We start from the raw sequence: 25,543 nt of genomic DNA, 5'->3' as shown, positions 1-25,543 counted from the left end.
TCAGACATAAAAAAATCGACTCAAAGGTCGATTCTTTTGTTACATGAATTGGTACCGTGTAAACAGCCGGACGCTGTTCGACCTTCACTTTGTTTTAGGCATAAAAAAACCAACTCTCGTTGGTTTATTTAAACATGAAGTGGTACCGGTAGGCGGACTTGAACCGCCACGCCCGAAGGCAACGGATTTTGAATCCGTCATGTCTACCAATTCCATCACACCGGCATTTCATGTAGCTATTTAGCAATGTGATTGCTAAATATGTGCAGGCATTATACCTAGGCTTGCCATGTTGGCAAGCCTGATTTATGTAAAATAGCCTTATTTGTTGGTCACTTGTGCTTATTCGTTGAAATAACGAACAGCATCAAGTTTAACGGCGTTTTCTACGGCGACGTTTCTTAGGGTGCTCATCTAAATCAGAAACAAGTTCTTCTTCTAACTCATCATTAACAGTAGACACTTCAGACTGCGTTACCCTAGCACCAATACTTCCGTCATCAACATACTTTCCTTGGAGAATATAATCAAAATCACCTTCAGCTGTGGCTCAAGCCTGTGGTTTCTCATAAGACTGTGGCTTATCTTCAGTCACAGCCATTGATTTCAATCAATAGCGATATTAGTTGCCCTACATAGTATCAACTTAAAGTACTAATTTAAACTTTACGATTCGTATATCCTTATATCGTTTTATTGATACAAACTCATTTGCTTTTGTTAAACTGTTGCCACACTAATTTAATACACACAAAGAATGAAAGAATCAGATAATACAGTTCAAGAAAATCACGCGGATTTTTTACGTGCAGGAATAATGAGACGCCTCGGCGCGTTGATGTATGACACACTCGTCGCGATGGCTGTTTATGCAATTGCTCATTTTATTGGCTTTATTGTAATAGCTCTGCTAGCCCAGTTGAATCCAACATTTTGTAGTGATAATGCCGACATTCAGCAATGTATTATTACCAGTGATGTATATTCTGGTTATTTAATTTTTGCCGTGTGTTTTTTCTTTATTTGGTTTTGGACACATGGTGGACAGACCTTAGGAATGCGAGCTTGGCGCTTAAAAGTACAACGTATGAATGGTTCATCAATTACTGTTCTTCAAGCCATTATTCGTTTATGTACTGGCTTCTTAGGCTTAGGTAACATTTGGTTATTATCAAAAAGCAGTGAGGGCATGAGTTTGCAAGATCGTATGTCAGGCTCTGAGATTGTAGTGCTTAGCCCAGAAGCCAATAAGATTAAAAACTGGAATCAGCTGTAATTTCAAATACTTAAAGGCGGCTCTTCAGCCGCCTTTTTTCTCAATAAACAACACTATCTCGCCAACTTTAAAACCAAACTTTAGAATATCAGTTTTATTAAACAATCGATTTTCATCAACCTGATACATCCAGTCATCAAGCGTTACCTGATAATCAGTACCATCGACATTGATGGTCATATCATATTGCCAGTACAACGCTGAGCCGGACGTTTCACCACTAGCTAAACCAATAACATCATCTGCTTGTCCTTGATATTTATTTGCTGCTGTTTTTGTTAGTCGCCAAATGCGAGTTGTTTGCTCGCCGTCATCGAAATAGAATTTCTCATCAATGACGCCCTGATTTCCTTGCCAGCTTGCCGATAAATCAACATTAAAACGACGAGTCAATTTGCCGCTGCGATCTAACACCATGCCATAGGCAACTAATTCGCCATTAAAAAATGTTTCTAACTCAAGCATCGGTGTCGTTTGTTGATAGTCAGATAATGATGGATTAGAGCAGCCAACAAGTGTCCAAGCTACAGCGCCTAGTATCAGGTTAAATAACAATTTCATGATGATGCTCCTAACAGTTTACGGCGAAATTTAGGCCGAGAGGTATCCTTTGATAACCAAATTGATAAAAACGCTGGACCAAAAGCGCTGTCATCTATGCTACCAATCAATTGTGGTGTGCTTCCTTGTTCTTTTAAATAGAACCGAGAGTGCTGTTTATTATCAACATATAAAATAATGGTGTCTTGGTCGGTAACATTCGGAAAAATAGGGTTAAGTAAGGCAATCCACTTATCACGGCGTTTTTTATCAATGTTTAAATGCTGCCATTGCTCGTCTGTGGCACTTACTAAGTCTTCGCCGTCAATATCTCTTAGGTAAGTAATTTTCAGTGCTTGAGGAAATTGAGCAGGCTGATAACCTTTGTTACCTGTAAAAAACTGGGCTTTGTATACTTTCCAAAACATCACCTTCATGGTGCCTTGTCCCAAAGCCGTTAGTTGTTGTAGTTCACTGATAATGTCTGCGGAATTGGTTTGCGTACCATCAGATTTCTCGTTGTTGTCAGCATGAACATTAAAACAACACAATAAGCTAAAAATAATGAATAGCCTAAGCATATTGATCCTCCTTTTGAGGCACAAATTTACGCCGTATTAGTTCGAATAGTGGCAGTAAAAAACTCCATAAAATGGCATCTATAATTATGAAACTAGTGAGTGAGAGTGATGTTGATATAGCGCCAAGGTTAATTGCAGCGAGATAGCTAACACAGCCTAGTATCCCGCCAGTGATACTAACTTGCCACGGCTTAAGCAACGTTAACCACACTAAACTGTGATTAAAACTCCACGCCAAAATCACCCACAACAAAACAAGCCACGCAGGAATAAATGATTGGTTAACATTGATGACATCAACTGCAATTAATAGCTGATCGCAGCAAATACCAACCACTGCTATGGGCAATACCTTCAGGTCATCTAGTTTTCGCGGCGACAGCATCAAATGAATAGCTAATATGGCACTCATTATCCATACTGCGTACTCAGTGAATAATGCCGCACTCCACCAGCACAATTGGAAAAGCACCGCATTAATAATCCAAAATAACCGCATCGTGACTGTCTTTGTATTGCGGTTTGCGAGCAACGATATGATGAGTGCTAATCACACGCTCGATAAAAGCACCTTCACAATAACATAGGTAGTAATGCCATAAGCGCTTGAAGGTATCGTCGTAACCAAAATCGTTGATTTCTTGCCAGTTTTCATCAAAGTTTTTACGCCAGTCGAATAACGTTCGTGCGTAATGTAATCCAATATCTTCAACGTTATCAATCATCATGTCGGTAGAATTTGCAATGTGCTGACTCATCACTGCCATTGAGGGTAAGCAGCCACCAGGGAATATGTATTTATTGATAAAATCGACTGATTTTCTGTAGGTATCATAACGCTGATCAGCAATAGTAATTGCCTGTATAAGCATTTTCCCATCAGGTTTTAACAAGCTTGAACATTTTGAAAAAAACTGTGCCATAAACTCGTGCCCCACAGCCTCAATCATCTCAATAGAGACGAGTTTGTCATAGTTACCCTCAAGCTCGCGATAATCTCGTTTGAGTAGTGTAATCTGCTCTGATAACCCACGTAGTTCAATTTGTTCTTTCGCGTAATTGTACTGTGCATCTGAAATAGTCGTCGTGGTAACCTTGCAGCCGTAGTTAAGCGCTGCAAATATCGCTAAACCGCCCCACCCAGTGCCTATTTCAACGAGATGATCACCCTCTTTTAAGTCAAGTTTGTCGCAAATGAGTGCCAGTTTTGCACTTTGGGCTTGAGATAGTGATGTTTTTTCATCGCTATAATAAGCACATGAATACATCATTTTTTCATCCAGAAATCGGCTGTATAAATCATTGCCTAAATCATAGTGCGCTAGAATATTTCGCTTAGAGCCAGCTTGGGTATTTCTGTTGCCAAGGCTAACCAGTTTCTTTTGACACTTTTCCCACAAGCTGCTTTTACTTTCTAATTCATCCACTAACTGCTGACTACGTGCAAATACTCGAATGAGCTTAGTAAGATCTGGCGTATCCCATTTATTATCGATATATGCTTGCGCGGCGGCTAGACTACCACCACTGACAAAATCACTATATACACTTAAATCATTGATATGTAACTCGGCGCTAAGTTCGCTAGATGAGTTACCCAGTTTAAAACGCTCGCTACTTTCAACAATGATTAGTTGCGCATCAGTTAACTTACCGAGTAGCTCGAAAATACCTTGTCGATACTTACCGTTAATCCAATTTAATTTGATCTGTGGTTCATTGGCGACTATTTGCGTTTGTTGCATATCAACCTCGTTGTTTAGGGTGTGGAATGAACGGCACACCCTGTATCAATATTTTTAGTGCTTGCCAGTAAATTAATGTCACGACTTTAATCGCGGTAAATGGCAAACTAAACCATGTTTTTATCATCGCCAATGTACTCATCGGCTGCTTGGTTAATGCCATTGTTGCGTCAAAAACCTTAGTAGCTTGCGGCGATTTTTCTAAATTTTCTAGGTGAACAAACAACTTGTTTTCAGGCGGTTTAACTCGCCATTTGTAGTGCATATCAAGCGGCATAAAGGGCGATACATGAAATTGTTTTTGCGTAATTTTAGGCTGCTCAACATCCACTAAATAATAGTGACGTTCTTTCCATGGTGTATTACTTACTTCAGCCAACATTAACGGACAGCTGCCGTCGTCGTTAAAGCAAAAATAAAAATTCACGGGACTAAAATACAACCCTAAACTACGACACTGCACCAGCATCATGATCTGATTACCTTGCCACTGGCCACCTAACTTGGCCACCTTAGATGCAATACGTTGCTTTAAATTTCCTGGTTCACTTTTTATGTAATCTTTTTCACAAAAACGTACCGGGTTGAACCAACGCGTACCAAACATCGCATGTTTGTTCGTTAGTTCGTCAAGTGCATCAGGGTTAAGACCAAACATGGAAAACGAGTAACTGAAAGCGCGCGCAACAGGGCTAAATCGTCGATGACGCACATTGCCTGTGTATATGCCGCTTTCTTGTTTGATCATAGTGAAATGCCAAATCGTTTAGCGACATCAACAGCACTTCTTACGCCATCTTCATGAAAGCCGTTATACCAATAAGCACCGACAAAATGCGTGTTATTGTGGCCGCAAATACGCGTGCGCTTTCGCTGCGCCGCCATGCTTTTGCTGTTGAATACTGGATGATGATAAACGTATTGCTTGATGATCTTATTGGGATCGATAAGCTGCGTTTGATTTAACGTGACACAAAAAGTGGTATCACTTTCAATACCTTGTAAAATATTCATATTGTAAGTTACTGTCGCAGGCTGCGATGAGGTGTCTGACTGGGCAAGTAAATAATTCCAGCTAGCCCACGCTAAACGCCTTTTAGGCAGTAGGCTCTGATCGTGATGCAATACCACTTCATTGCGGCTATATGGAATATCACCTAACACGCTAGTTTCATCCGCGGTTGGTGTTTGCAGCAGTTGCAGCGCTTGATCTGAATGACAAGCAAATACCACTTCATCAAAACGTTGCTCACTGTCATCTGCGAATATTAAGCACACGCCATCATTATTGCGCTGTACGGTTTTTAATTCACAGTTTAGGTGTACTCGCTCTTTAAATGGCGCGATAAGCGCGGGAATATAAGCGCGTGAGCCACCTTTAATAACATACCACTGAGGTCTATCAGCAACATTGAGTAAACCATGGTTATAGAAAAATTGAATAAAGAACTTTAATTCGAAGTCTTTCATTTCTTTAAGACTAGTGGACCAAATAGCAGCCCCCATCGGTAGAATATAATGTTGGGCGAAAAAGTCAGAAAACTGGTGCTCAGTTAGAAAATCACCAAGTGTCATTGCAGTATCGATATCCCCTTGAGCATGAAGCTGCTTACATTGCTTGTTGAACCGCAAAATGGCGCCAATCAAATGCCAAAACTTCGGACGAAAAATATTGCGGCGCTGCGCAAATAAGCTATTTAGACTGTGACCATTATATTCCATACCAGTGCGCTGATTGAGCACACTAAAGCTCATTTCTGTCGGTTGTAACTCAACATTAAGCTGCGCTAATAACGCAAGAAAATTAGGATATGTTTTGTCATTACAAACAATAAACCCCGTATCGATAACATACTCTTTACCATCGTGACTAATATCTTTAGTTGCAGTGTGGCCGCCAATATAGTCGTTTTTCTCAAACACACTGACAGTGTGCTCACGACTTAGTAAGTGAGCTGTTGTTAGGCCGGCAACGCCACTGCCAATAACCGCAATATTTTTCATGATGTTTTCCTAACTAAATAACGTATGGCAAAAAGACGCCACCAACTAAAAGGTAAAAGTGCCAACGTAGACATTATCGATGTAAAAACCGACGGAAAATTAATGGTGTGACGTCGCTTAGTCAAACCGTTAAAAATAGCGTGGGCCGCTTGCTCGCTGCTAACGCTGCCAGGCATGGGGAAATCATTTTTTTGTGTCAGGGGCGTTTGCACAAAACCGGGATTAATCAAACTGACATCAATATTATGTGGCGCCAAATCAATGCTCAGGGTTTTGGCCATATAACTTAATGCAGCTTTGGATGCACCATAAGCCTGTGCTCTAGGTAGGGGTAAAAGTGACGCGCTCGAACTTGTAAACGCTAACTGGCCCCCCTGTTTAACCTTACCTAGCCAATGATTAAGACAATAAGCAACCGTCATTAAATTGGTATTAATAACTCGCTGAAACAGGGCTGAATCAAATGTCAGAGGTTGATCTATATACTCGCAACTACCAGCGTTTAACACGAGTAAGTCTAGCGGTGGCAGCTGTTCTGCCGCACTGATAACGGCTGACTCATCACATAAGTCAGCCACTAACGGTGTCATATTTTCAAACTGCGCAACGAGTTTATTTAACGCCTGTTGATTGCGACCACCAGCAATCACTTGCCAGCCTTGTTGTGCATATAGCTGCGCTAAGGACTTTCCAATACCCGATGATGCCCCTGTGATTAAAATGCGCTTCATTGGCTAGCTCGCTTTTTAATAAACTTTACAGCGTGGCCAAGTACAGGAATGTGTTCATACAACATGGCGCCAACATCTAGATAATCCCGGTGATAAATAACCTTACCATCTGCTCCCTTTAAGTGACTATGCCCTTCAACTGCAACTGGCTTACCGCCATTAAGTTTGGAATGGGTAAACGTCATACGCCAATAAATACTCGCCTGCCCATCACCTGCGAAGTAGTTATTTATCACGAAGCTGCAACTTGAAAGATTGGTGTACAGCCCATGAAAATAATCCAATAACGACGACAAGCCTTCAACGCGATGGAGTGGATCTTCAAATATCACGTTTGAATGATATATATCAGCAATATTGTCGACGTTATCTACGCCTAGCTGTTGATAAACATCGATGAATTTAGGTAACCAATCCGGTGTTACGTTATTCACTGCGTTCTCCTACGCTTGTTATTTATAAAAAGCTAACGCGCGCTCTCTTGCTTGCTTGTGCTCTACAATGGCTGGCCAATAGCTGTTTTGCTCTGGGTGCCCTGCCAAGTAATCATGGGGAAAATGAATCTTTTTGGCGGGCACCTCTTTAAGCTCTGGTACATATGTACGGATAAAGTCGCCTGAAGGATCAAACTTTTCGCTTTGCGTAATCGGATTAAAGATTCGAAAATAGGGCTGGGCATCGCAACCTGTGCCAGCTGCCCATTGCCAGCCACCATTATTGGCTGATAAATCACCATCGATGAGGTGCTGCATAAAAAAACGTTCACCCCAACGCCAATCAATGAGTAAATGCTTAGTCAAGAAACTGGCGACAATCATTCGCAACCTGTTATGCATCCACCCCGTTTCGACTAATTGACTCATTGCAGCGTCAACAATGGGATAACCGGTTTTGCCATCACACCACGCAGCAAAATCTACCGTATTATTACGCCACATTAAGTCATCATATTTAGCTCTGAAACTCTTGCCCTTCGCTAAAGATGGAAAATGAAACTGAAGATGACGATAAAAGTCACGCCATACCAGTTCATTAAGCCATGAAAACTTCTCGCTTTTTACATCATCAAAAATCATTGGTTCGTGATACAACAACTGATTAATCACTTCCTTGACACTGATTGCGCCAATAGCAAGGTAAGGTGACAAACGACTGGTACCGTTAATCGCAGGAAAATCTCTTTGTGCATGGTACTTGGGATGCTTCTGCTTAAAAAATCCGATAAGACCTTGATTACGCATTTGCCACGCCGATGGCCAACAATGTAATCGCTTAGTTAATTGGTCACTAATACTTGGCGCTTGATAACTATGCTCGATTGGTTTGGCGACTGCCACTGGTGGGCTGTAAGGTGCGTATGATTGCTCTCTAGCTTGTTTTATCCACGCCATTTTAAATGGCGTAAACACCTTATACATTTCACCGTCAGCTGTGTGCACTTTGCCTTTTGGCACTACAACATCAGATTCATATAACGCCAATGATAAATTAGAGCTGGCGAGCTTATTGTCACGGGATACTTCGTTATATTCTGGCTCACGATTAGCAAATATTCGAACTATTTGATGCTTTTTGCTATAGCGGGTGATGAACTCAATTTGACCCGAAAAATCTCCCACTTCAACGACTTCTAATTCAACACCAAGTATCGCAAGCTCCTGACTTAACGCCTCTAGATGTTGCTGAATAAAAGCAATTTTTATAGCGCTAACATCATGTTGCTGCCATTGATGTTTAGTCGACAAAAATAATGCTTTGCAAGGCCCTGCAGCCATAGCGTCACGCAGCGCCAAGTTATCAACAACACGTAAGTCGCTGCGAAACCACATTAAGTTCATCATTAATTAGTATCCGTATCTCAATCTCAAGTTATCTGGATAAGGATCTAAGTAAACTTGTGATGCCAGATATTGTTGATCTTTATAGAGCATTAGATAATGACTAATTAATGTGAGAGGTACCAATAGCGGCGCAAGCCCTTGACGATATGCTTCTATCTTATCCACTAATTCTTGTTTCTGCGCTTTGTCTAACAGCGTTTTAAAATACCCCTGCAAATGAAATAAGGTATTGGTGTGTGATTTTCGCGTCGCTAAATTGCTTAAAGCCATCATAAGGCCACTAATATATTCATGCGCTAACTCATCGAGTGGCTGTTCACTTTGCCCCAACAGGCGACCTAATAATTTATAACTCGTTAAATGATGGCTCATTACTAAGTACTTATGTTGACTGTGGAATTCAATTAATTTGTGCTTAGTTAAACCCTCATCAATAAGCTGCTGCCATGCTTGATAAACAAAGACACGGATCATAAAGTTTTCGCGTAGTTTAGCGTCATTGAGGCGACCATTTTCTTCACACGGAATTAACGGGTTGTTCTCCATAACCGCTTTCGCAAACACACCAATGCCGGTTGGCTGATTACCTTTGCCGTGCTCATAATAAACTTTAACTCGTTCCATACCGCAACTTGGGCTCTTTTGGCAAAAAATAAAACCACTCAGGTGTGAAAGTTGTGCCGATTTGTTTTCGCTAAATTGCGCTAACTTTTCAGTCACATCACCACTGCCATCGGCTTGACACACTTTAATAGATTCGCCATCGATAACCTGACGAATAGGCCTACGAGGTAAGCCCATACCAATGGCCATTTCTGGACATACAGGTTGATAATCGACATGTTCTGCTAGCTCATCCATCACAAAATTTGAACGTTTGTGTCCAGTATCAAATCGTACTTTCTCGCCCATGACACAGGCGCTAATGCCAATAATTGGTTTATTCATGATCTACTCCTTACGATTAATAAAGGTAACTGCCAATAGGGTTAAATAGTTTGCTAAAGCCTTCTTTAAATTCCATAGCATCGTCTAACACGGCATAACATAAACAGCCGTCAGTGGTTCTTGGGCTATGGGAGTGGGATTTGTCTAACCAAATGAAATCACCAGCGTGATAACTCCCCATATCGTCTTCAAAAGATCCATCAAGTAATAGCGTCAGTTCGAATCCTTTATGAGTGTGCAATGGCACAACGCCGCCAGGAGATATATCAAGCAAACTACTGCGAATTGGCTCTTCTTGAAGCTCAAGGCGAGCACGGCTAACATCCCCTAACTTACTCCACTTTTTCAATGACACGTTAGATAACGCGCGAGGTAGCTGTACATTGTCGTAGCTAAGTTTTACCGACTTAGTCTCTATTGACACCAGCATTGATTGGCTGTCATCATCAGTGATTTCATCAATCATCGACACCCAGTTCAATTCAGCTTTGTGTAAGTCATTGCCAGCTTCATCTACTGTTTCATTAACACTATCAAACAGCATTTGAGCTTGTTGAGCGTTAAGTTTTTCAACTTTCTCTTGGCATACTGGGCACAATTCATTATGCGCCGCAACGGCTATTGAAAGTGATGCAGTTAGTTCACCTTGTGTAAAAGCAGTTAACAGCTCATCGCTTGGGTGGTGGGTAATCATAGTTTTCCTCCCATTTTTTGTTTGAGTTTACACAGTGCGATACGTAGTCGAGACTTAACGGTGCCGACGGGGATCCCCAACTGTTTAGCTAACTCTTCTTGAGATAAGTGTTGAAAATAAACGCCTTTAATTACTTGTTGCTGAGCATCAGGTAACAAAGAAAGGTAACGTTTAATTTCTTTTTGCATTAAATGATCAGTGTATTCGCCTTCTTCCGCTGTTTGCGCTTCGACTAAAGGCCAAATATCATCTGATAACATCTCTTCACGCTGGGTTTGCATTTTGCGCAGCATATCAAAGCTGGCATTTCTCATAATGGTATAGACCCAAGTCGTTACTGCGCCTTTGTCGGCGTTAAAGTAATGGGCTTTTTTCCAGACATTAGTCATGGTGTCTTGCAGTAGCTCTTGTGCATTCGCAGACGAATTTAGATGGGATACGCCGTAACGAAGGATTTTCGGCGCAAACCATGAAAAAAGCTGAGCGAAAGCTCGTTTATCACGTTCATTAGCAACTGAAATTAACCATTGTTGCAGTTGCTGTGCACTTTGCGCATCCGTCATTGTATTGGCATTCCCATGATTATCTAATCTCTGCACTGTATGTGACGAATTTATCATGTTAAACCCAATTCATTTGAATATTAACCCTTGATACGCACTGTGATTCAAAAAAGATCACTTTTATTCTCCTTTCATTAACGTTTTAATAAACTGCTGACACTGTTGAAGATTTTGTGAAAACATTAATTGCTGTTTCTTGCTACTTGAAAGAGGTAATAACTCAACATAGCGCGCACAAACCCAGGCTAAGTTTTTATAGTCACCTTGAGAGAAGTTGCGCTTCAATTCGTCATGATGATTGATTAAGTTTTGTAATGGCTGAGCCAGAGCTTCGTCATAAATTTTTTCTATGTGTTGTGACCAATGATCTATTTCAGCAACTTGCGCTCGGTGCAAGCCATCATCATCTTGGGTGATCAGTGAAAGAGACACCATTGCCCTGCCTTTAACCGTAATACACAACAGTCCATTATCGAGTGTTTTGAAGTCAATAATATCAACAAGCGTGCCGTATTCGCTGCTGGTATACGGCATATTTGACTCATAATGACTAATCACAAACCCATGACCACTGCTTGCTTCACTAACCAAACGAACATATCTAGCTTCGAATATTCTCAGCTCGGTAATTCCTCCGACCATGATACAAACTGGCAATGGAAATATAGGTATTAACGCGGTTTGTGTTGACATGATTTCAACCATTGTTGTTAACGATGATTAAGCAATACGCAGCGACAGATGTTTTAGATCCTTTTGATCTAAATTTAATACACGGACGTATAAGTAACAAAGCGCATAGGCAGGAGGCACAATGAATATTCTGATCACTGGTGGTAGTGGCTTAATCGGCCGAGCACTAATTAACAAGTTAACGCCTAGTCATCATGTTATCTTGTTAACAAGAGATATTAGACGTGCGCAGTCACTATTTCAATCAAGCTCTGTCGAATGTGTAAACAGCCTCCAAGACGTTGATATCGACACGATTGATGCTGTTATTAACCTTGCTGGCGAGTCAATTGGCGACAAACGTTGGAGTCAGCAACAAAAAGACAAAATTTGTCATAGTCGCTGGCAAATGACACGCGATTTAAATCAACTTATCAATAGTGCTCATCGTCCGCCAAGTGTGATGATTTCAGGCAGTGCCATTGGCTACTATGGTCGACAAAATAGTCAACAAATCGATGAGAGTTACAATAAGTTTAATAATGAATTTACTCATGAGGTTTGCCAAGAATGGGAACGACTAGCCTTTGAAAATTTGAAGCACGATATGCGTGTTTGTGTACTCAGAACAGGCATTGTATTAAGTGCCAGTGGTGGCGCGTTACCTAAAATGGCACTGCCTTTTAAATTAGGTGCCGGCGCAATTATCGGTGATGGTCAACAATATATGTCTTGGATCCATATCGATGACATGACTCGGCTTATTATTGAATTGCTAGATAGCGACTTAAGTGGCGTCGTACATGCAACAGCCCCAGGAGCCGTCACTAATCAGCAGTTTTCCCATGTGCTGGCAAAATCACTACATCGCCCTTGTTGGTTTAAACTCCCCACCAAGCTAATGACACTGTTGATGGGAGAACAAGCTGATTTAGTCATCTATGGACAACGAGTATTGCCTCAAAAATTACTAAGTCACGGCTTTAAGTTTACTTATCCAGAGATAAACAGCGCACTCGAAAATATTTACTCAAAAGCCAATCACTAATACCATTAATTGCATTAAGTAAGTGATCTTGTTGTGCGTAGAGAAAATCAGCTAAAACAAGGCGCTCGATTGACTAATAGCTGGCTATTAGGATTGAGAGCAACGCCATTTTAGTTAATTTTAACAAGTACAAGTGGGCAAATATTTAATGCAATTGGTATAATATCTCGAAACTAGCTTTCAGCGCCAAATTTTTTAGCGCGGTGACAGCGACTTTCGACGTCGTTATCAAGCGTCCATCCAGTAAGATTGCCTTCAATAAGCTGAGTCAATGCATTGATATGTGATTCGTCACTATTAAGGGCTTCGATATATTCAAACCGTTCGCCACCAGCCTCTAAGAAATAATCTCGGTTCTCTTCACCAATCTCTTCAATGGTTTCCAAACAATCCGATGAGAAACCAGGACATACTACTTGCAGTGATTTTACACCTTGAGCAGGCAGTGCTTGAAGTGTGTGGTCCGTATAAGGTTTTAACCACTCTTCACGCCCAAAACGAGACTGGAACGTAGTCATGTATTCATCTTCACTTAGCCCTAGCTTTTCAGCCACCAAACGTGACGTTTTATAACACTCACAGTGATATGGGTCGCCATTAGTTAGATAGCGCTTTGGAATACCGTGGTAAGAGAAAATCAGTTTGTCAGCACGGCCGTGTTGTTGCCAATGCTTGTCAATTTTATCGGCTAATGCATCGATATATGGCTGAAAGTCGTGGTAGTTTTTAATAAAACGTAGCTCAGGAATAGCGCGGCGTTTGGTGAGTGATTGAGCAATCGCATCAAATGTCGATGCCGTTGTTGTCGCACTATATTGTGGATATAACGGTAATACGACAAGCTTAGTGACACCTTGTTTAAGCATGCTTTCAATCACAGAATCAACTGACGGATTGCCGTAGCGCATGGCAAATTCAACCACGACATCATCACCATATTTATCAGTTAACTGGGCACGTACTTTCTCTGCCTGTGCTTTGGTGTGAATAAGTAATGGCGAACCTTCATCTGTCCATACCGTTTTATAAGCCGCCGCAGAGCGACGAGGACGAATGGTTAAAATGACAAGATTAAGTACCAACCACCAAATAAGGCGCGGCGCCTCAACAACACGAGGATCTGATAAGAACTCTTTTAGGTAGCGACGCAATGCACTGGGCGTTGGTGCATCTGGTGTTCCAAGGTTGGTTAGCAACACGCCAACTTTGGCTTTTTTAGAATGCGTAAAATCAGTGTTATTAATGTATTTCATAAGATGCTCAAACGACCACTATGCGCGTTTATTTAAGAAATAAACGGCGATGGTTAAAAATAGAATACTAGGTATTACAGCGCCAAATATGGCAGGCACTTGATAAACCAGACTAATAGGCCCAAAGGCTGCATTACTTAAATGGAAAGCAAAACCTGTGATAACCCCCATCACAAGTCGGGCGCCCATGCTCACACTTCGCAATGGCCCAAAAACGAATGAAAGTGCTAGTAGCATCATCACAGCAACAGTCAGGGGCTGCATAATCTTGCGCCATAATGCTAAATCGTAAACCGACGTTTCTTGTTTGTTCGCTTCTAAATAATCAAGGTAATCCGTTAATCCTTGAATCGACAATGATTCAGGTTTTACTGTTACAACACCAAGTTTGTCAGGCGTTAAGCTAGACGTCCATGGCAATTGTGGAGTATTAGTTATCGATGTCGATGTTTCGTTATATTCAGTTTGATTAACTTGCTCAAGCAGCCACTGGTCTTTCTTAAAAGTAGCAACGGCGGCCTTAGTAATTCTTTGTAATTTTCTGTCTTCATCAAACTGATAGATTGACACTTTATTTAACAAACCGGTTTCAATAACCTTACTAACATGAACAAAATTCTGGCCATCTTTAGCCCATAATCCCTGCTCACTTTTAATTAAACTACCACCAGATATCTCTTGAGTACGCTTATTTACCGCCTCGCGTTCAGCCCATGGAGCGCCGTATTCACCGAGAGCCATCACCAAAACCATCAGTGGAATTGCGGTTTTCATTACAGAGATAATAACCTGAAGCTTAGAAATACCAGCGGCTTGAATAACAACTAATTCACTGTTACTGGCCATCATTCCAAGACCAATTAACGCGCCGAGAAGTGCGGCCATCGGAAAAAATATTTCAACGTCTCGCGGCACTAGATACAACACGTATATAGCCGCATCAAACATTGAATAAGTACCTTGTCCTACCGACTTCAATTGCTCTACAAATTTCAACATTGAACTGAGTCCTACCAAGATCAGCAGACAAAATGCCATTGTCGTGGCAATATTTTTAGCAATGTATCTGTCTAAAATATTCATTATGCATGTGCCCCTTTGTTTTTACTTCGAGACAAATGCATGCGCAGAAATACACCCACTTCGCGTTCTTTCATCAGTAACGCCAGTCCTAAAACAAAGGCTGAAATATGAATCCACCATAACCCAAATTTCATTGGAATAACTTCATCTTCGAGCGCACTGCGTCCAGCCATTAACATCACGTAATAGCCCAAGAACAGCATGATTGCAGGGAACAATTTGGCGAACTTTCCTTGACGTGGATTCACGCGTGCTAATGGCACAGCAATAAGGGTTAACAGGGGAATGGTTAACGGAATAGCAATACGCCAGTGCACTTCAGCCATCGAATCAACATCACCATTCTCAATGAGTTGTAATAGAGGAATGGCGCTTAATTTACGGCGACGTTGTTCGACTTCTTGCTCTTTGATCTGCATTTGATATTCAGAGAACTCTATTTGAGTCCCTTGCGCTTCGCCCGCGATGCCTTGATAGCGATTACCATTATTCAATTTTAATTGCTCTGAGCCTGAGGTTTCTTCGATAACGTTACCCTGTGTTGCAATCACAACACTAGATTCTTGAACTAAATCCTCTTCACCTGGCATTTGCGCAACAAAGACATGATTGAGCTTACCATCTTCAATTTTTTCTACGTATATCACCGCTTTTTTATTCGAGGAGTACTGAAAACGGCCAGGGGCAATGGAAGAAATGCCTGCTTGCGCCTGCGACTCTTCAAGTACCTGATATTCTTTTTCTTGCGCCCACGGCCCAAGCCAAATACTATTGAGCCCTGCAACACACATCATAATAAAAGCTAGCACTAAGGTGACACGCGTGACATACCATTCACTGATACCGGTCGCATGCATCACAGTCATTTCACTATCAGCATACATCCGTGAGTGCGCCATCAGTATGCCCAAGAATAAACTCAACGGCAGGATGAGTCCCGCAAGCTTTGGAAGATTTAACATCAGTAAAGTAGCAACGAGTTCGCCAGGTAAGTCGCCATCAACAGCATCAGCCAATGTACGAACGAATTTATTACTTATAAAAATGGACATCAACACAAACAACACGGCCATTTGTGACTTTAATGCTTCTCGAATCAAATAACTAAAAATAATCAAATGTGGTTTCCGTCACTAAACTTACAATTTTACTGTCAACAGCCTATTATTTCGGTAGACTATTCATTTTCGCTGGTTAATTTATGCTTTATTAATTCAATTAACGTAATATATTTTTATTTTACGCTAACCCAATAGGCCAATGATAGACCTTTTGAGGATTATCTAATAAATAGCGGCCTTTTTCTTTAAGAACCTAGGAGAGCTCATGGAGTTCAATGTAAAAAGTGGTAGCCCAGAAAAACAACGTAGTGCATGTATTGTTGTTGGCGTATTCGAGCCACGACGTTTATCACCCATTGCAGAGCAATTAGACAAAATCAGTGACGGTTACATTAGCAATTTATTGCGCCGTGGCGATTTGGAAGGAAAAGCAGGACAAACACTATTATTGCACCACGTAGACAATATTCTAAGTGAACGCGTACTATTGGTTGGTTGTGGTAAAGAGCGTGAATTAGATGAACGCCAATACAAACAAATTATCAACAAGACTATTAGCACCCTTAATGAAACTGGTTCAATGGAAGCGGTATGTTTCTTAACTGAATTACATGTTAAAGGTCGTGATACTTATTGGAAAGTACGTCAAGCCGTCGAAGCAACGAACAATGGTTTATATGTCTTTGACGCGCTAAAGAGTAAAAAAGATGAAACTCGCCGTCCTTTACGTAAATTAGTATTTAATGTACCAACTCGCCGTGAACTATCAGTTGGTGAATTGGCCATTAATCACGGTAATGCTATCTCAAATGGTATGAGCTTATGTAAAGATGTGGCCAACATGCCACCAAACATTTGTAACCCAGCCTACTTAGCTCGCCAAGCACGCCAACTTGGTGAGCAATGTGAAAAAGTAAACGTTGAAATCATTGGTGAAGAACAAATGGCTGAACTTGGTATGGAATCATACCTAGCCGTTGGTCGTGGTAGTGATAATGAGTCACAAATGACTATCATCAATTATCAAGGCGCTCCAAATAAAGACACAAAGCCAATTGTATTAATTGGTAAAGGCTTAACCTTCGATTCAGGTGGTATTTCACTCAAACCAGGCGAAGGCATGGATGAAATGAAATACGACATGGGCGGTGCTGCTGGTGTTTTAGGAACGATGAAATCGTTAGTCGATTTAGATTTGCCAATTAACGTTATTGGTATTTTGGCTGGCTGTGAGAATATGCCGTCATCAAATGCTTACCGTCCAGGTGACATTTTAACCACGATGTCAGGTCAAACAGTTGAAGTGTTAAACACGGATGCTGAAGGTCGTTTAGTATTGTGTGACGTATTGACGTATGTTGAGCGTTTTGATCCGGAACTAGTGATTGATACTGCAACCCTAACAGGTGCTGTAATCGTTGCATTAGGTAAGCATGCGTGTGGCGTTATGAGTAATCACAACCCACTAGCACATGAAATTTTGAGTGCCGGTGAGCAATCAAGCGATCGCGGTTGGCGCCTACCTATTTGGGATGAATACCAAGAGCAATTAAATAGTCCATTTGCTGACTTTACCAATCTTGGTGGTCGTGCAGCAGCTACTATCACAGCGGCGTGTTTTTTATCTCGCTTTACGAAAAAATATAACTGGGCGCATATTGATGTTGCTGGTACAGCATGGAATAGCGGTGCAAATAAAGGCTCGACTGGACGTCCAGTGCCATTATTAACTCAGTTCTTACTAAACCGTACTGAAGCCGCTAACGCTGAGTAATTTTTACTAGACATTATCAAGGCAACCGATTTCAGGTTGCCTTTGAGATCTTTGACTATGGCGACCACTTTTTATCATATTCCTGACATGCAAGCCGATGACAATCCATTGCTTAGCAAAGTGTGTCAATTATGCGGCGAGTTATATCAACAAGGCCAACGTGTTTTCGTTGCGACCAATGATGTAAAAACGGCTGAACAACTTGATGAACTCATGTGGAAACTGCCGAGCGAACAGTTTATTCCTCATAATTTACAAGGGGAAGGACCTCATTACGGCGCACCAATTGAAATTGGCCACCAACCTCCTCAGACACGACGTCAAGTTTTAATAAATTTGTGTCACCCTTTGCCGCAATTTGCGGTAAAATTCACGCAAATTATCGACTTTATTCCTAACGAACCAGAGCAAAAGCAACAAGCAAGAGAGCGGTTTCATCACTATCGCCAATTAAATCTTGCCCCGCAAATGGCTACTGAGTAAGTTTGACAACATCAACCTAGAAAGATTTTGACCATGGAAAAAACCTACAACCCAAGTGCTATCGAGCAAACCATTTACAAAAAGTGGGAAGCAAGCGAGCAATTTAAACCAAGTGGCGACACTAATTCGCCGAGTTACTGTATTTTATTGCCGCCGCCGAATGTCACAGGTAGCTTGCACATGGGTCATGCGTTTCAGCATACCATTATGGATGCACTGACGCGTTATCACCGAATGGATGGCGATAACACGTTATGGCAGCCTGGCACCGATCACGCCGGTATCGCAACACAAATGGTTGTAGAACGTCAGCTAAATGCCGAAGGTAAAACGCGCCATGATTTAGGCCGTGACGATTTCATCAAAAAAATCTGGGACTGGAAAGAACAATCAGGCGGTACTATCACTAGCCAAATGCGTCGTCTAGGTACTTCACCAGATTGGTCTCGTGAAGCCTTTACGATGGATGATGACCTCTCAAATGCCGTACAAGAAGTATTTATTTCATTGTACGATGAAGATCTTATCTATCGCGGTAAACGCTTAGTTAACTGGGATCCAGTATTAAACACTGCGGTATCTGATTTAGAAGTTGTTAACACCGAAGAAAACGGTCACATGTGGCATATGCGCTATCCACTTGCTGATGGCAGTGGTGAGCTTGTTGTTGCAACAACACGTCCAGAAACCATGCTAGGTGATAGCGCTGTAGCTGTTCATCCTGAAGATGAGCGTTATGCTCACCTGATTGGTCAACAAATTAAATTGCCATTAACGGGTCGTTTAATTCCAATTATTGGCGATGATTACGTCGAACAAGATTTTGGTACTGGTTGTGTAAAAATCACACCTGCTCATGATTTCAACGATTATGAAATGGGTAAACGCCACGACTTACCACTTATTAACATCCTAACCAAAGAAGCGACCATGAACATCGATTGCCCAGAGCAATATCGTGGTTTAGATCGTTTCGATGCGCGCAAACAAATCGTTAGTGATTTAGAAGAAGCTGGTTTATTAGTTGAAATCAAACCGCATAAATTAATGGTACCTCGTGGCGATCGTACCAATGCGGTTATCGAACCTCTATTAACTGACCAATGGTATGTTAAAGCAGCACCGTTAGCAGAACCAGCTATTGAAGCAGTACGCAGTGGTGAAATTAAATTCGTGCCAGAAAACTGGGACAAGACATACTACAACTGGATGGATAACATTCAAGATTGGTGTATTTCACGTCAATTGTGGTGGGGACATCGTATTCCCGCTTGGTATGACGAGCATGACAATTTTTACGTAGGTAGTGATGAAGCAGCAGTTCGCGCGAAACACAACCTAGGTGACGACGTTAAATTACGTCAAGACGAAGACGTATTAGATACGTGGTTCTCATCAGCACTATGGCCATTTGCAACAATGGGCTGGCCTGAAAAGACTGAAGATTTAGAAACCTTCGTGCCAAGCTCAGTATTAGTGACTGGCTTTGACATCATCTTTTTCTGGGTTGCCAGAATGATCATGATGACGAAGAAATTCACTGGCAAAGTACCTTTTAAAGAAATTTACATCACTGGCCTGATTTGCGATGAGCAAGGCAACAAGATGTCAAAATCGAAAGGTAACGTTTTAGATCCTATCGATCTGCTTGATGGCATTAGCATTGAAGATTTAGTGTCAAAACGTACCAGTGGCATGATGCAGCCACAAATGGCGAAGAAGATTGAAAAAGCAACGCGTAATCAATTCCCAGAAGGCATTGACTCTTACGGCACTGATGCACTTCGCTTTACTTTCGCGTCATTAGCCTCTGCTAACCGTGAAATCAGTTTCGATTTAGGCCGTGTTGAAGGTTACCGTAACTTCTGTAATAAATTATGGAATGGTAGCCGCTACGTATTGATGCACACCCAAGAGCAAGAGTTCCTAAGTGGTGATGATCACGAGTTTAGTCTTGCCGATCGTTGGATCAACGCCAAATTACAAGAAGTCACTGAACAATACCGTAAGCACTTAGACACTTACCGTTTTGATTTAGCGGCACAATGTATTTACGAATTCACATGGAATCAGTTCTGTGGCTGGTACTTAGAATTAACAAAACCAGTATTGTTCAAAGGCACGCCAAAGCAACAAAAAGGTACACGTAAAACACTCGCTCAAGTATTAGAAACAACGCTTCGCTTATTGCACCCATTAATGCCTTACATTACCGAAGAAATTTGGCAACGTGTGGCACCTTTAGCAGGTGTAAGCGGCGATACAATTATGAGTCAGCCATTCCCTAAATATGATAGTGCATTGATGGATGAAACCGCGCTTAATGACTTGGAGTGGGTAAAAGAGTTTATCGTTGGTATTCGTAACATTCGTGGTGAAATGGACATTAGTCCTAACAAGCCACTTAATGTGTTACTTAAAAACCTAAATGATGAAGACAGTCGCCGTTTAGAGGGCAACAGTGCTTTCTTACAAGCATTAGCTAAAATTGAAAGCTTTGATGTATTAGCTGACGATGCGACAGCACCAGCAAGTGCCACGGCATTAGTTGGAACAATGGAAATCTTGATTCCAATGGCTGGTTTAATCGATAAAGACGCTGAATTAACACGTATTAGCAAAGCGCTTGAAAAAATCGGTAAAGATCTTGCTCGTACTTCAGGTAAATTGTCGAATGAACGTTTTGTTAGCAAAGCACCTGCTGATGTTATTGCTAAAGAACGTGAGAAACTAGAAGAAATGGAAGCAACCGTGGCCAAGTTAAAAGAGCAACAAGCGACAATTGAAGCGCTGTAATTAGTCCACACAATAAAAAGCCCGAAGCTAATTTATTAGCTTCGGGCTTTTTCGTATCTAAACTTATACCAATTTGATTAAGTTTGTGATCTTGTTTTGCGAAGGAAAAACAAATGAAGGCAAGGCGCTTGATTGAGCAATAGCTGGCTATTGGGATTGAAAGCAACGCAACATTCATTTTATTTTAACCAGCAAAAGTGGGCAATAACTTTGTCAACTTGGTATTAAGTTCGACTATTTTAATGAACTAAAGTAAGCCGCGATATTTTCCATATCAGCATCAGACAACATTCCAGCCATTGGATACATTAATACTGACTGGCCGCCTGTGCGTGTTTTATCTTTAAATGCTTTTAAAGATGACACGATATACTGAGCATTTTGACCTTTTAAGTGTGGGTATCCTGGAATTACAGCTTTACCGTCCATGCCATGACAACCAGCACACATCGCCGCTTTAGCTTTACCAGCTGCTGCATCTCCAGCCGCGTTAGCTGCAAAAGGTGCTGCTAACATTAAAGCCAATGCAATAGTTTTCTTGTTTAACATAATTACTCTCCTCATTTAATAATTATTTTACTTCACATTATTTTAGTTTGCTTTCAAACAACGACTGCTAAATTCAAAATAGCTGATTTTATTATTATTATTGATTATGCTAACGCAGACACCATTTACTGTAACTTAATATGACTAACCCCAACCTGCAACAATTTTATATCGCACAAGAGCAATCAATCTATTTGCTCAACCATCATGATGCTAAGAAACTTCGTGATTGGATAAACTTGTGTAAGCATCAATTAGCGCAGTTGGGATATCACGATATCGAATATGTCGGTAAAGGAGCCTATGGGTTTGCCTTTTCAGCTGCCACCGTTAGCAACCAACAACACGTATTCAAATTCTCGCGTATCACCTTGCCTGAACATGTCCAAGATAGACTCGAAGAAGAAAGTTTTATGCTGGAACAAGTTAAACATCCGCTTGTGCCAGTCAATCTTGGTTATTTTAAAATTGGCAGTCAACGTATTCTATCGATGGAAAGAGCACAAGGAATAGATCTAGAACAATATTCTCTTAAAAAAGGGCCACTTAGTGCCAAAGAAGTCATTAGTATCGCACATCAAATGGTTGAAATACTCAACTTCTTACGGCATCAATCGAAAGTTATCATCCACGGCGACATCAAGCCCTCAAACATTGTTTATGATGAAACCTCTGGCCAATTAGGATTAATTGATTGGGGCTCTTCAGTCTACGCACAGGTTGATACTCAGGGGCAATTTTACACTCAAAACGTAATGGAACTAATGTCTGGTGATCTGCAGCATTCAAATGCACGAATGGGGGATGTCTATTTTATTGGCGAAGAACAGCTCAACGGTGCTTTATCTTCGGTGCGCTTTGATGAACAAGGACTTGCAGGAACTTTGTACGCGTTAGCCTCAGGCCAATCATGTCGATTTGGTTCTAATGTAATTCCTGTCACAGCACTAGAGTTGCCACAAGAATTCGCAGTCACATTACAAAATATGCTCAGTGATGACATTCGATTGCGACATAAGGCAGGTGATTATTTCATGAAAAATATGAAATACATGAAAAATATCGTATTGGCCAATAACCTTGATGATATTCGAGAACACCAACTTCCTGTGTGGGTTATCAATAGTGACGAAGAGCTCGAGTCCGTAGTTTATACCTCACGTAAATCATTTCTACGTGAAGAGGCTCATCTTCATGACTTTGATGAGATTGACGATGCCCAGTTGGATAATTATTACAAAAACTTCTTACAAGGCATGGGTGACAACGCCAAAGCCTTCCTCGCCGCAGTTAGCCGTTTAAGTAAATTCCCTATTGTGGGGGGCTTAGCCATTCATTGGCAGGATGATGGTTTATATATAGACTCCTCTCTTAACTTATTCGATGCAAAATTACAGCAATCATTTATTAGCGCCGTAAACAATGTGGTGACTTTGGCACGTGCAATTGATCGTGAAGGCATTTTCAAAGCGTGTTTCTTTGACGCTAAAAAAACCCAACACATCGACCGCAATCATATCAAAGAGCCCTTTTTACCCGATCAAGATACCGTACTCGACTTTGTTACTTATGATCGTCCAAAAACGGATAATGAGAGTCGTCTCCACTCATATTTCGAAGATGAAAAAGATCCCGATGAACAATTAGATTTACCTGACGAAATACTTAGTACGTTGGCACAACTCAATTTAATTCATCATACCGGCTGTATTATTTTTGAAAGCTTAGAGAAAAACCTAAAAATTCATAACTACTTCTCATTACTTGATCCAGACAAAGAGTTTGAATTTAGTGAATTACTTGCTCAATTAACGGCGCAGATACCGCTTATTAAAGGAACTGGCGTATCAGGTTTCATGAAATTTCCTTATAAGGATAGTAAATTCTTTACACCACAAGCTCATATGTCCATTGAGTTTATGGCTAAAATTCCTCAAACGCCTGATCGTCTTTAGGCAAATATAACAGGACGACCAAATAAATGTCCCTGCCCTGCATCGACGCCTAAGGTATTCAGAAAGTCCCACACTTGAGAGCTTTCTACTTGACCCGCTATGACAGGCACGTTTAAACCGTGGGCATTAATTACCAATGTTTTGATGAAACCACGGGATTGCTTCACTTGTGCGATTGGTTGATTTTCACGCCCAGAAACTTTAACAACATCGATAGATAATGATTTCACTAAATCAGTTAACTCCAGTACATCCGTATTTTGGTGGCTTTCTAACGCAACTTTTGCACCCACTTTATGCACTGCATTAATAAATAAACGAGTCGACTCTAAATGGTCAATTGTAACGGTCTCAGGAATTTGAAAAACAATTCGTTTAGCTAAAATTAGATGGTGTGAAAATAAATGACTTACCCAATTTCTAAATCGCTCACTCGCCACAGAGTCAATTGAAATTTTAAGCGAGTAATTATCTTTTTCATCATCCTCCTCCATATACTCAATGAGCTTGGTAACAACTAGCTGATCGAGTTTATGTGACATATCAAATCGTTTTGCTGCGCTAAAAACTTCATTAGCATCATAGAGCTCACCATTAGACATGAAAGACCCACAAATTTCATACTGATATGAATGAAAGTCCTCACTCACCGAACAGATTGGGTGACGTTGTAAAACGACCGCTTTATCTCTAATTATGTCAGAGATTCGCCGATACCAATGATTCAGCCCACCAGATACTGAATCTTGTGGTTCAGCAATAACATAAGCGTTATGGTACTTAGCCATTGCTTGAGATAAGTTGCAATCGAGTAAGGTCATTAATTCGGAAAGCTTCTGGCCTGGCTTAAATTCCATAATCGAAAAATAGCCACAACCATTTTGATAACTCTCATTCTCCAGCTTATCTAGATAGCTTTTCAATTCCTCAGCTAAAAAATCAATGGTTGTATTGTCAGCGTTTGAAATAACCACCAACATTTCACTGCCAAGGTTTCTAAATACTTCCCCTGTAACGTCTTTAAAGTTACATAATTTGGTGAGCAACTTAGCCATGCGGCTAATATACATATCCCCTTCTTGGTGCCCTAGCTGAACGTTGATTTGCTCTAAGCTTACCAATTTTAATAATAAAACATGACCGCCAATTCCCTCTTGATCACGCAATTTTTTCTTCATTAAATTATGAAAACACTGCTTATTGGCTAAACCGGTTAATTCATCGTGTTGCGTTAACTGCTTATACTTCTCTTTTTCTTGCAACAATGCGTTATAACGATGTTGCTGTTGCACCGCCATGCTATTAATTTCTGATAACACCCATTTTACCAGACTTGGTTCATCGGCCTCTATATAATGTTGATAATCACCTGTCTTCGCTTCATTAATGGCAACGATAGTGCGTTTTATGAGTTGATTAATTAGCTCCTGCTTGCGCCAAAACAAACGCATAATAATCAGGTACGTTATCAAAAATAGAATAATACCGGCAATGTAAGACAGCCAAACTTCGCGCAGTAATTCATTAGGTGTCATAGACGTATAAATAATGGCAACTTTTTCTCTCTCGTTATAAAACGACAGTTGATATTCGATTGGCTTTTTTAGAAATAGCTGATTAAACCATTGCGGCGGGGCAACATGGCTATTTGTTGCGGCAATACTTCGTATCTGATTAGTACGTTTAATTTCAATACGCACAGAAATAGAGGGGAAAACCTCAACTGGGATATTAGAGATATTAAGACCATTGGATTCATCCAATGAATCACCTAGTTGCATCGCAATATTTTGAGTTTCATTCTTTAGAAAGGTCGGCAAATGGACGCCAAATAGCTTAGTTACGCGATGATATTCATGCGCACCCACTAAAAGCGCTGTCACGACAATGACAGCGCTTGTAATCACATTAGACTTCATAATTCACCCGCGGATAAAGAGCTAGGA

At 40.9% G+C, this 25,543-nt stretch carries 24 protein-coding genes and 1 tRNA gene; 6 read left to right on the top strand and 19 right to left on the bottom strand.

What is annotated here, in order from left to right:
• Positions 1-140: 140 nt before the first annotated feature.
• A tRNA-Leu gene (locus tag ACMAZF_RS02125) sits at positions 141-225 on the bottom strand.
• A 532-nt stretch (positions 226-757) separates the two neighbouring features.
• Between ACMAZF_RS02125 and ACMAZF_RS02120 the strand changes: the two genes are divergently transcribed.
• Positions 758-1,276, top strand: a complete 519-nt coding sequence (locus ACMAZF_RS02120; protein WP_435275849.1) for an RDD family protein — start codon at positions 758-760, stop codon at positions 1,274-1,276.
• 24 nt (positions 1,277-1,300) lie between these two features.
• On the opposite strand, the gene ACMAZF_RS02115 is transcribed toward ACMAZF_RS02120, so the two are convergent.
• The 13 genes from ACMAZF_RS02115 to ACMAZF_RS02055 all read right to left on the bottom strand — a co-directional run bounded on the left by ACMAZF_RS02115 (position 1,301) and on the right by ACMAZF_RS02055 (position 11,616).
• On the bottom strand, positions 1,301-1,837 hold the full coding sequence (locus ACMAZF_RS02115; protein WP_435275848.1) for a DUF3833 domain-containing protein: 537 nt from the start codon (positions 1,835-1,837) through the stop codon (positions 1,301-1,303).
• Positions 1,834-2,397, bottom strand: coding sequence for a chalcone isomerase family protein (locus ACMAZF_RS02110; protein WP_435275847.1), 564 nt, complete (start codon positions 2,395-2,397; stop codon positions 1,834-1,836). The genes ACMAZF_RS02115 and ACMAZF_RS02110 overlap by 4 nt, the downstream gene beginning before the upstream one ends.
• Positions 2,390-2,896, bottom strand: a complete 507-nt coding sequence (locus tag ACMAZF_RS02105) for a DUF2878 domain-containing protein (protein ID WP_435275846.1) — start codon at positions 2,894-2,896, stop codon at positions 2,390-2,392. Before ACMAZF_RS02105 ends, ACMAZF_RS02110 begins: the two co-directional genes overlap by 8 nt.
• A complete protein-coding gene (locus tag ACMAZF_RS02100; protein ID WP_435275845.1) occupies positions 2,874-4,142 on the bottom strand; it encodes a class I SAM-dependent methyltransferase in 1,269 nt (422 codons plus the stop codon). Before ACMAZF_RS02100 ends, ACMAZF_RS02105 begins: the two co-directional genes overlap by 23 nt.
• Position 4,143: 1 nt before the next feature.
• Complete coding sequence (locus ACMAZF_RS02095) at positions 4,144-4,890, bottom strand: DUF1365 domain-containing protein (protein WP_435275844.1); 747 nt, start codon at positions 4,888-4,890, stop codon at positions 4,144-4,146.
• Positions 4,887-6,146 (bottom strand): NAD(P)/FAD-dependent oxidoreductase, encoded by a 1,260-nt coding sequence (locus ACMAZF_RS02090; RefSeq protein ID WP_435275843.1) that lies wholly within the window; start codon positions 6,144-6,146, stop codon positions 4,887-4,889. Before ACMAZF_RS02090 ends, ACMAZF_RS02095 begins: the two co-directional genes overlap by 4 nt.
• Entirely contained in the window at positions 6,143-6,877 is a 735-nt protein-coding gene (locus ACMAZF_RS02085; RefSeq protein WP_435275842.1) for an SDR family NAD(P)-dependent oxidoreductase, read from the bottom strand. Before ACMAZF_RS02085 ends, ACMAZF_RS02090 begins: the two co-directional genes overlap by 4 nt.
• Positions 6,874-7,311 (bottom strand): nuclear transport factor 2 family protein, encoded by a 438-nt coding sequence (locus tag ACMAZF_RS02080; RefSeq protein ID WP_435275841.1) that lies wholly within the window; start codon positions 7,309-7,311, stop codon positions 6,874-6,876. Before ACMAZF_RS02080 ends, ACMAZF_RS02085 begins: the two co-directional genes overlap by 4 nt.
• An 18-nt stretch (positions 7,312-7,329) precedes the next feature.
• A complete protein-coding gene (gene phrB, locus ACMAZF_RS02075; RefSeq protein ID WP_435275840.1) occupies positions 7,330-8,718 on the bottom strand; it encodes a deoxyribodipyrimidine photo-lyase in 1,389 nt (462 codons plus the stop codon).
• Between the two features lie 3 nt (positions 8,719-8,721).
• On the bottom strand, positions 8,722-9,666 hold the full coding sequence (locus ACMAZF_RS02070; protein ID WP_435275839.1) for a YbgA family protein: 945 nt from the start codon (positions 9,664-9,666) through the stop codon (positions 8,722-8,724).
• A 16-nt stretch (positions 9,667-9,682) separates the two neighbouring features.
• Positions 9,683-10,360 carry a ChrR family anti-sigma-E factor gene (locus tag ACMAZF_RS02065; protein ID WP_435275838.1) on the bottom strand — a complete coding sequence of 226 codons (678 nt, stop codon included), beginning with the start codon at positions 10,358-10,360 and terminating at the stop codon, positions 9,683-9,685.
• Positions 10,357-10,980, bottom strand: a complete 624-nt coding sequence (locus tag ACMAZF_RS02060) for a sigma-70 family RNA polymerase sigma factor (protein WP_435275837.1) — start codon at positions 10,978-10,980, stop codon at positions 10,357-10,359. Before ACMAZF_RS02060 ends, ACMAZF_RS02065 begins: the two co-directional genes overlap by 4 nt.
• 63 nt (positions 10,981-11,043) lie before the next feature.
• Positions 11,044-11,616, bottom strand: coding sequence for an LON peptidase substrate-binding domain-containing protein (locus tag ACMAZF_RS02055; protein ID WP_435275836.1), 573 nt, complete (start codon positions 11,614-11,616; stop codon positions 11,044-11,046).
• A gap of 121 nt (positions 11,617-11,737) precedes the next feature.
• Here ACMAZF_RS02055 and ACMAZF_RS02050 point away from each other — a divergent pair, with 121 nt between their 5' ends.
• A complete protein-coding gene (locus tag ACMAZF_RS02050) occupies positions 11,738-12,643 on the top strand; it encodes a TIGR01777 family oxidoreductase (RefSeq protein ID WP_435275835.1) in 906 nt (301 codons plus the stop codon).
• Between the two features lie 173 nt (positions 12,644-12,816).
• Here the strand turns inward: ACMAZF_RS02050 and hemH are convergent, their stop codons facing one another.
• From hemH to lptF, 3 genes are read right to left on the bottom strand one after another with little or no spacing between them, the layout of a single operon-like run.
• Positions 12,817-13,896 (bottom strand): ferrochelatase, encoded by a 1,080-nt coding sequence (hemH, locus tag ACMAZF_RS02045; protein WP_435275834.1) that lies wholly within the window; start codon positions 13,894-13,896, stop codon positions 12,817-12,819.
• Between the two features lie 18 nt (positions 13,897-13,914).
• Complete coding sequence (lptG, locus tag ACMAZF_RS02040) at positions 13,915-14,979, bottom strand: LPS export ABC transporter permease LptG (RefSeq protein ID WP_435275833.1); 1,065 nt, start codon at positions 14,977-14,979, stop codon at positions 13,915-13,917.
• Positions 14,979-16,097 (bottom strand): LPS export ABC transporter permease LptF, encoded by a 1,119-nt coding sequence (lptF, locus tag ACMAZF_RS02035; RefSeq protein WP_435275832.1) that lies wholly within the window; start codon positions 16,095-16,097, stop codon positions 14,979-14,981. The genes lptG and lptF overlap by 1 nt, the downstream gene beginning before the upstream one ends.
• 208 nt (positions 16,098-16,305) lie before the next feature.
• On the opposite strand from lptF, the gene pepA reads away from it, so the two are divergent.
• Genes pepA through ACMAZF_RS02020 form a run of 3 tightly spaced genes read left to right on the top strand, consistent with a single transcriptional unit; the run spans position 16,306 to position 21,093 of the window.
• On the top strand, positions 16,306-17,814 hold the full coding sequence (pepA, locus tag ACMAZF_RS02030) for a leucyl aminopeptidase (protein WP_435275831.1): 1,509 nt from the start codon (positions 16,306-16,308) through the stop codon (positions 17,812-17,814).
• A 57-nt stretch (positions 17,815-17,871) separates the two neighbouring features.
• The gene (locus tag ACMAZF_RS02025) at positions 17,872-18,297 is read left to right on the top strand and encodes a DNA polymerase III subunit chi (protein ID WP_435275830.1); all 426 of its coding nucleotides are present in this window, start codon (positions 17,872-17,874) and stop codon (positions 18,295-18,297) included.
• A gap of 33 nt (positions 18,298-18,330) precedes the next feature.
• Positions 18,331-21,093 (top strand): valine--tRNA ligase, encoded by a 2,763-nt coding sequence (locus ACMAZF_RS02020; RefSeq protein WP_435275829.1) that lies wholly within the window; start codon positions 18,331-18,333, stop codon positions 21,091-21,093.
• Positions 21,094-21,327: 234 nt separating this feature from the next.
• Here ACMAZF_RS02020 and ACMAZF_RS02015 read toward each other — a convergent pair whose 3' ends face one another.
• A complete protein-coding gene (locus tag ACMAZF_RS02015) occupies positions 21,328-21,642 on the bottom strand; it encodes a c-type cytochrome (protein ID WP_435275828.1) in 315 nt (104 codons plus the stop codon).
• 140 nt (positions 21,643-21,782) lie between these two features.
• Here ACMAZF_RS02015 and ACMAZF_RS02010 point away from each other — a divergent pair, with 140 nt between their 5' ends.
• Entirely contained in the window at positions 21,783-23,597 is a 1,815-nt protein-coding gene (locus tag ACMAZF_RS02010) for a protein kinase domain-containing protein (protein WP_435275827.1), read from the top strand.
• Here ACMAZF_RS02010 and ACMAZF_RS02005 read toward each other — a convergent pair.
• Entirely contained in the window at positions 23,594-25,516 is a 1,923-nt protein-coding gene (locus tag ACMAZF_RS02005) for an EAL domain-containing protein (protein ID WP_435275826.1), read from the bottom strand. The two genes, ACMAZF_RS02010 and ACMAZF_RS02005, sit on opposite strands and share 4 nt — an antisense overlap.
• Positions 25,517-25,543: the final 27 nt, after the last annotated feature.

The organism is Psychrobium sp. nBUS_13 (genome assembly GCF_051201665.1).
Taxonomy (GTDB): Bacteria; Pseudomonadota; Gammaproteobacteria; order Enterobacterales; family Psychrobiaceae; genus Psychrobium.
The sequence above is the reverse complement of the archived record's forward strand: the minus strand, read 5'-3'. Positions and strand labels throughout refer to the sequence as shown.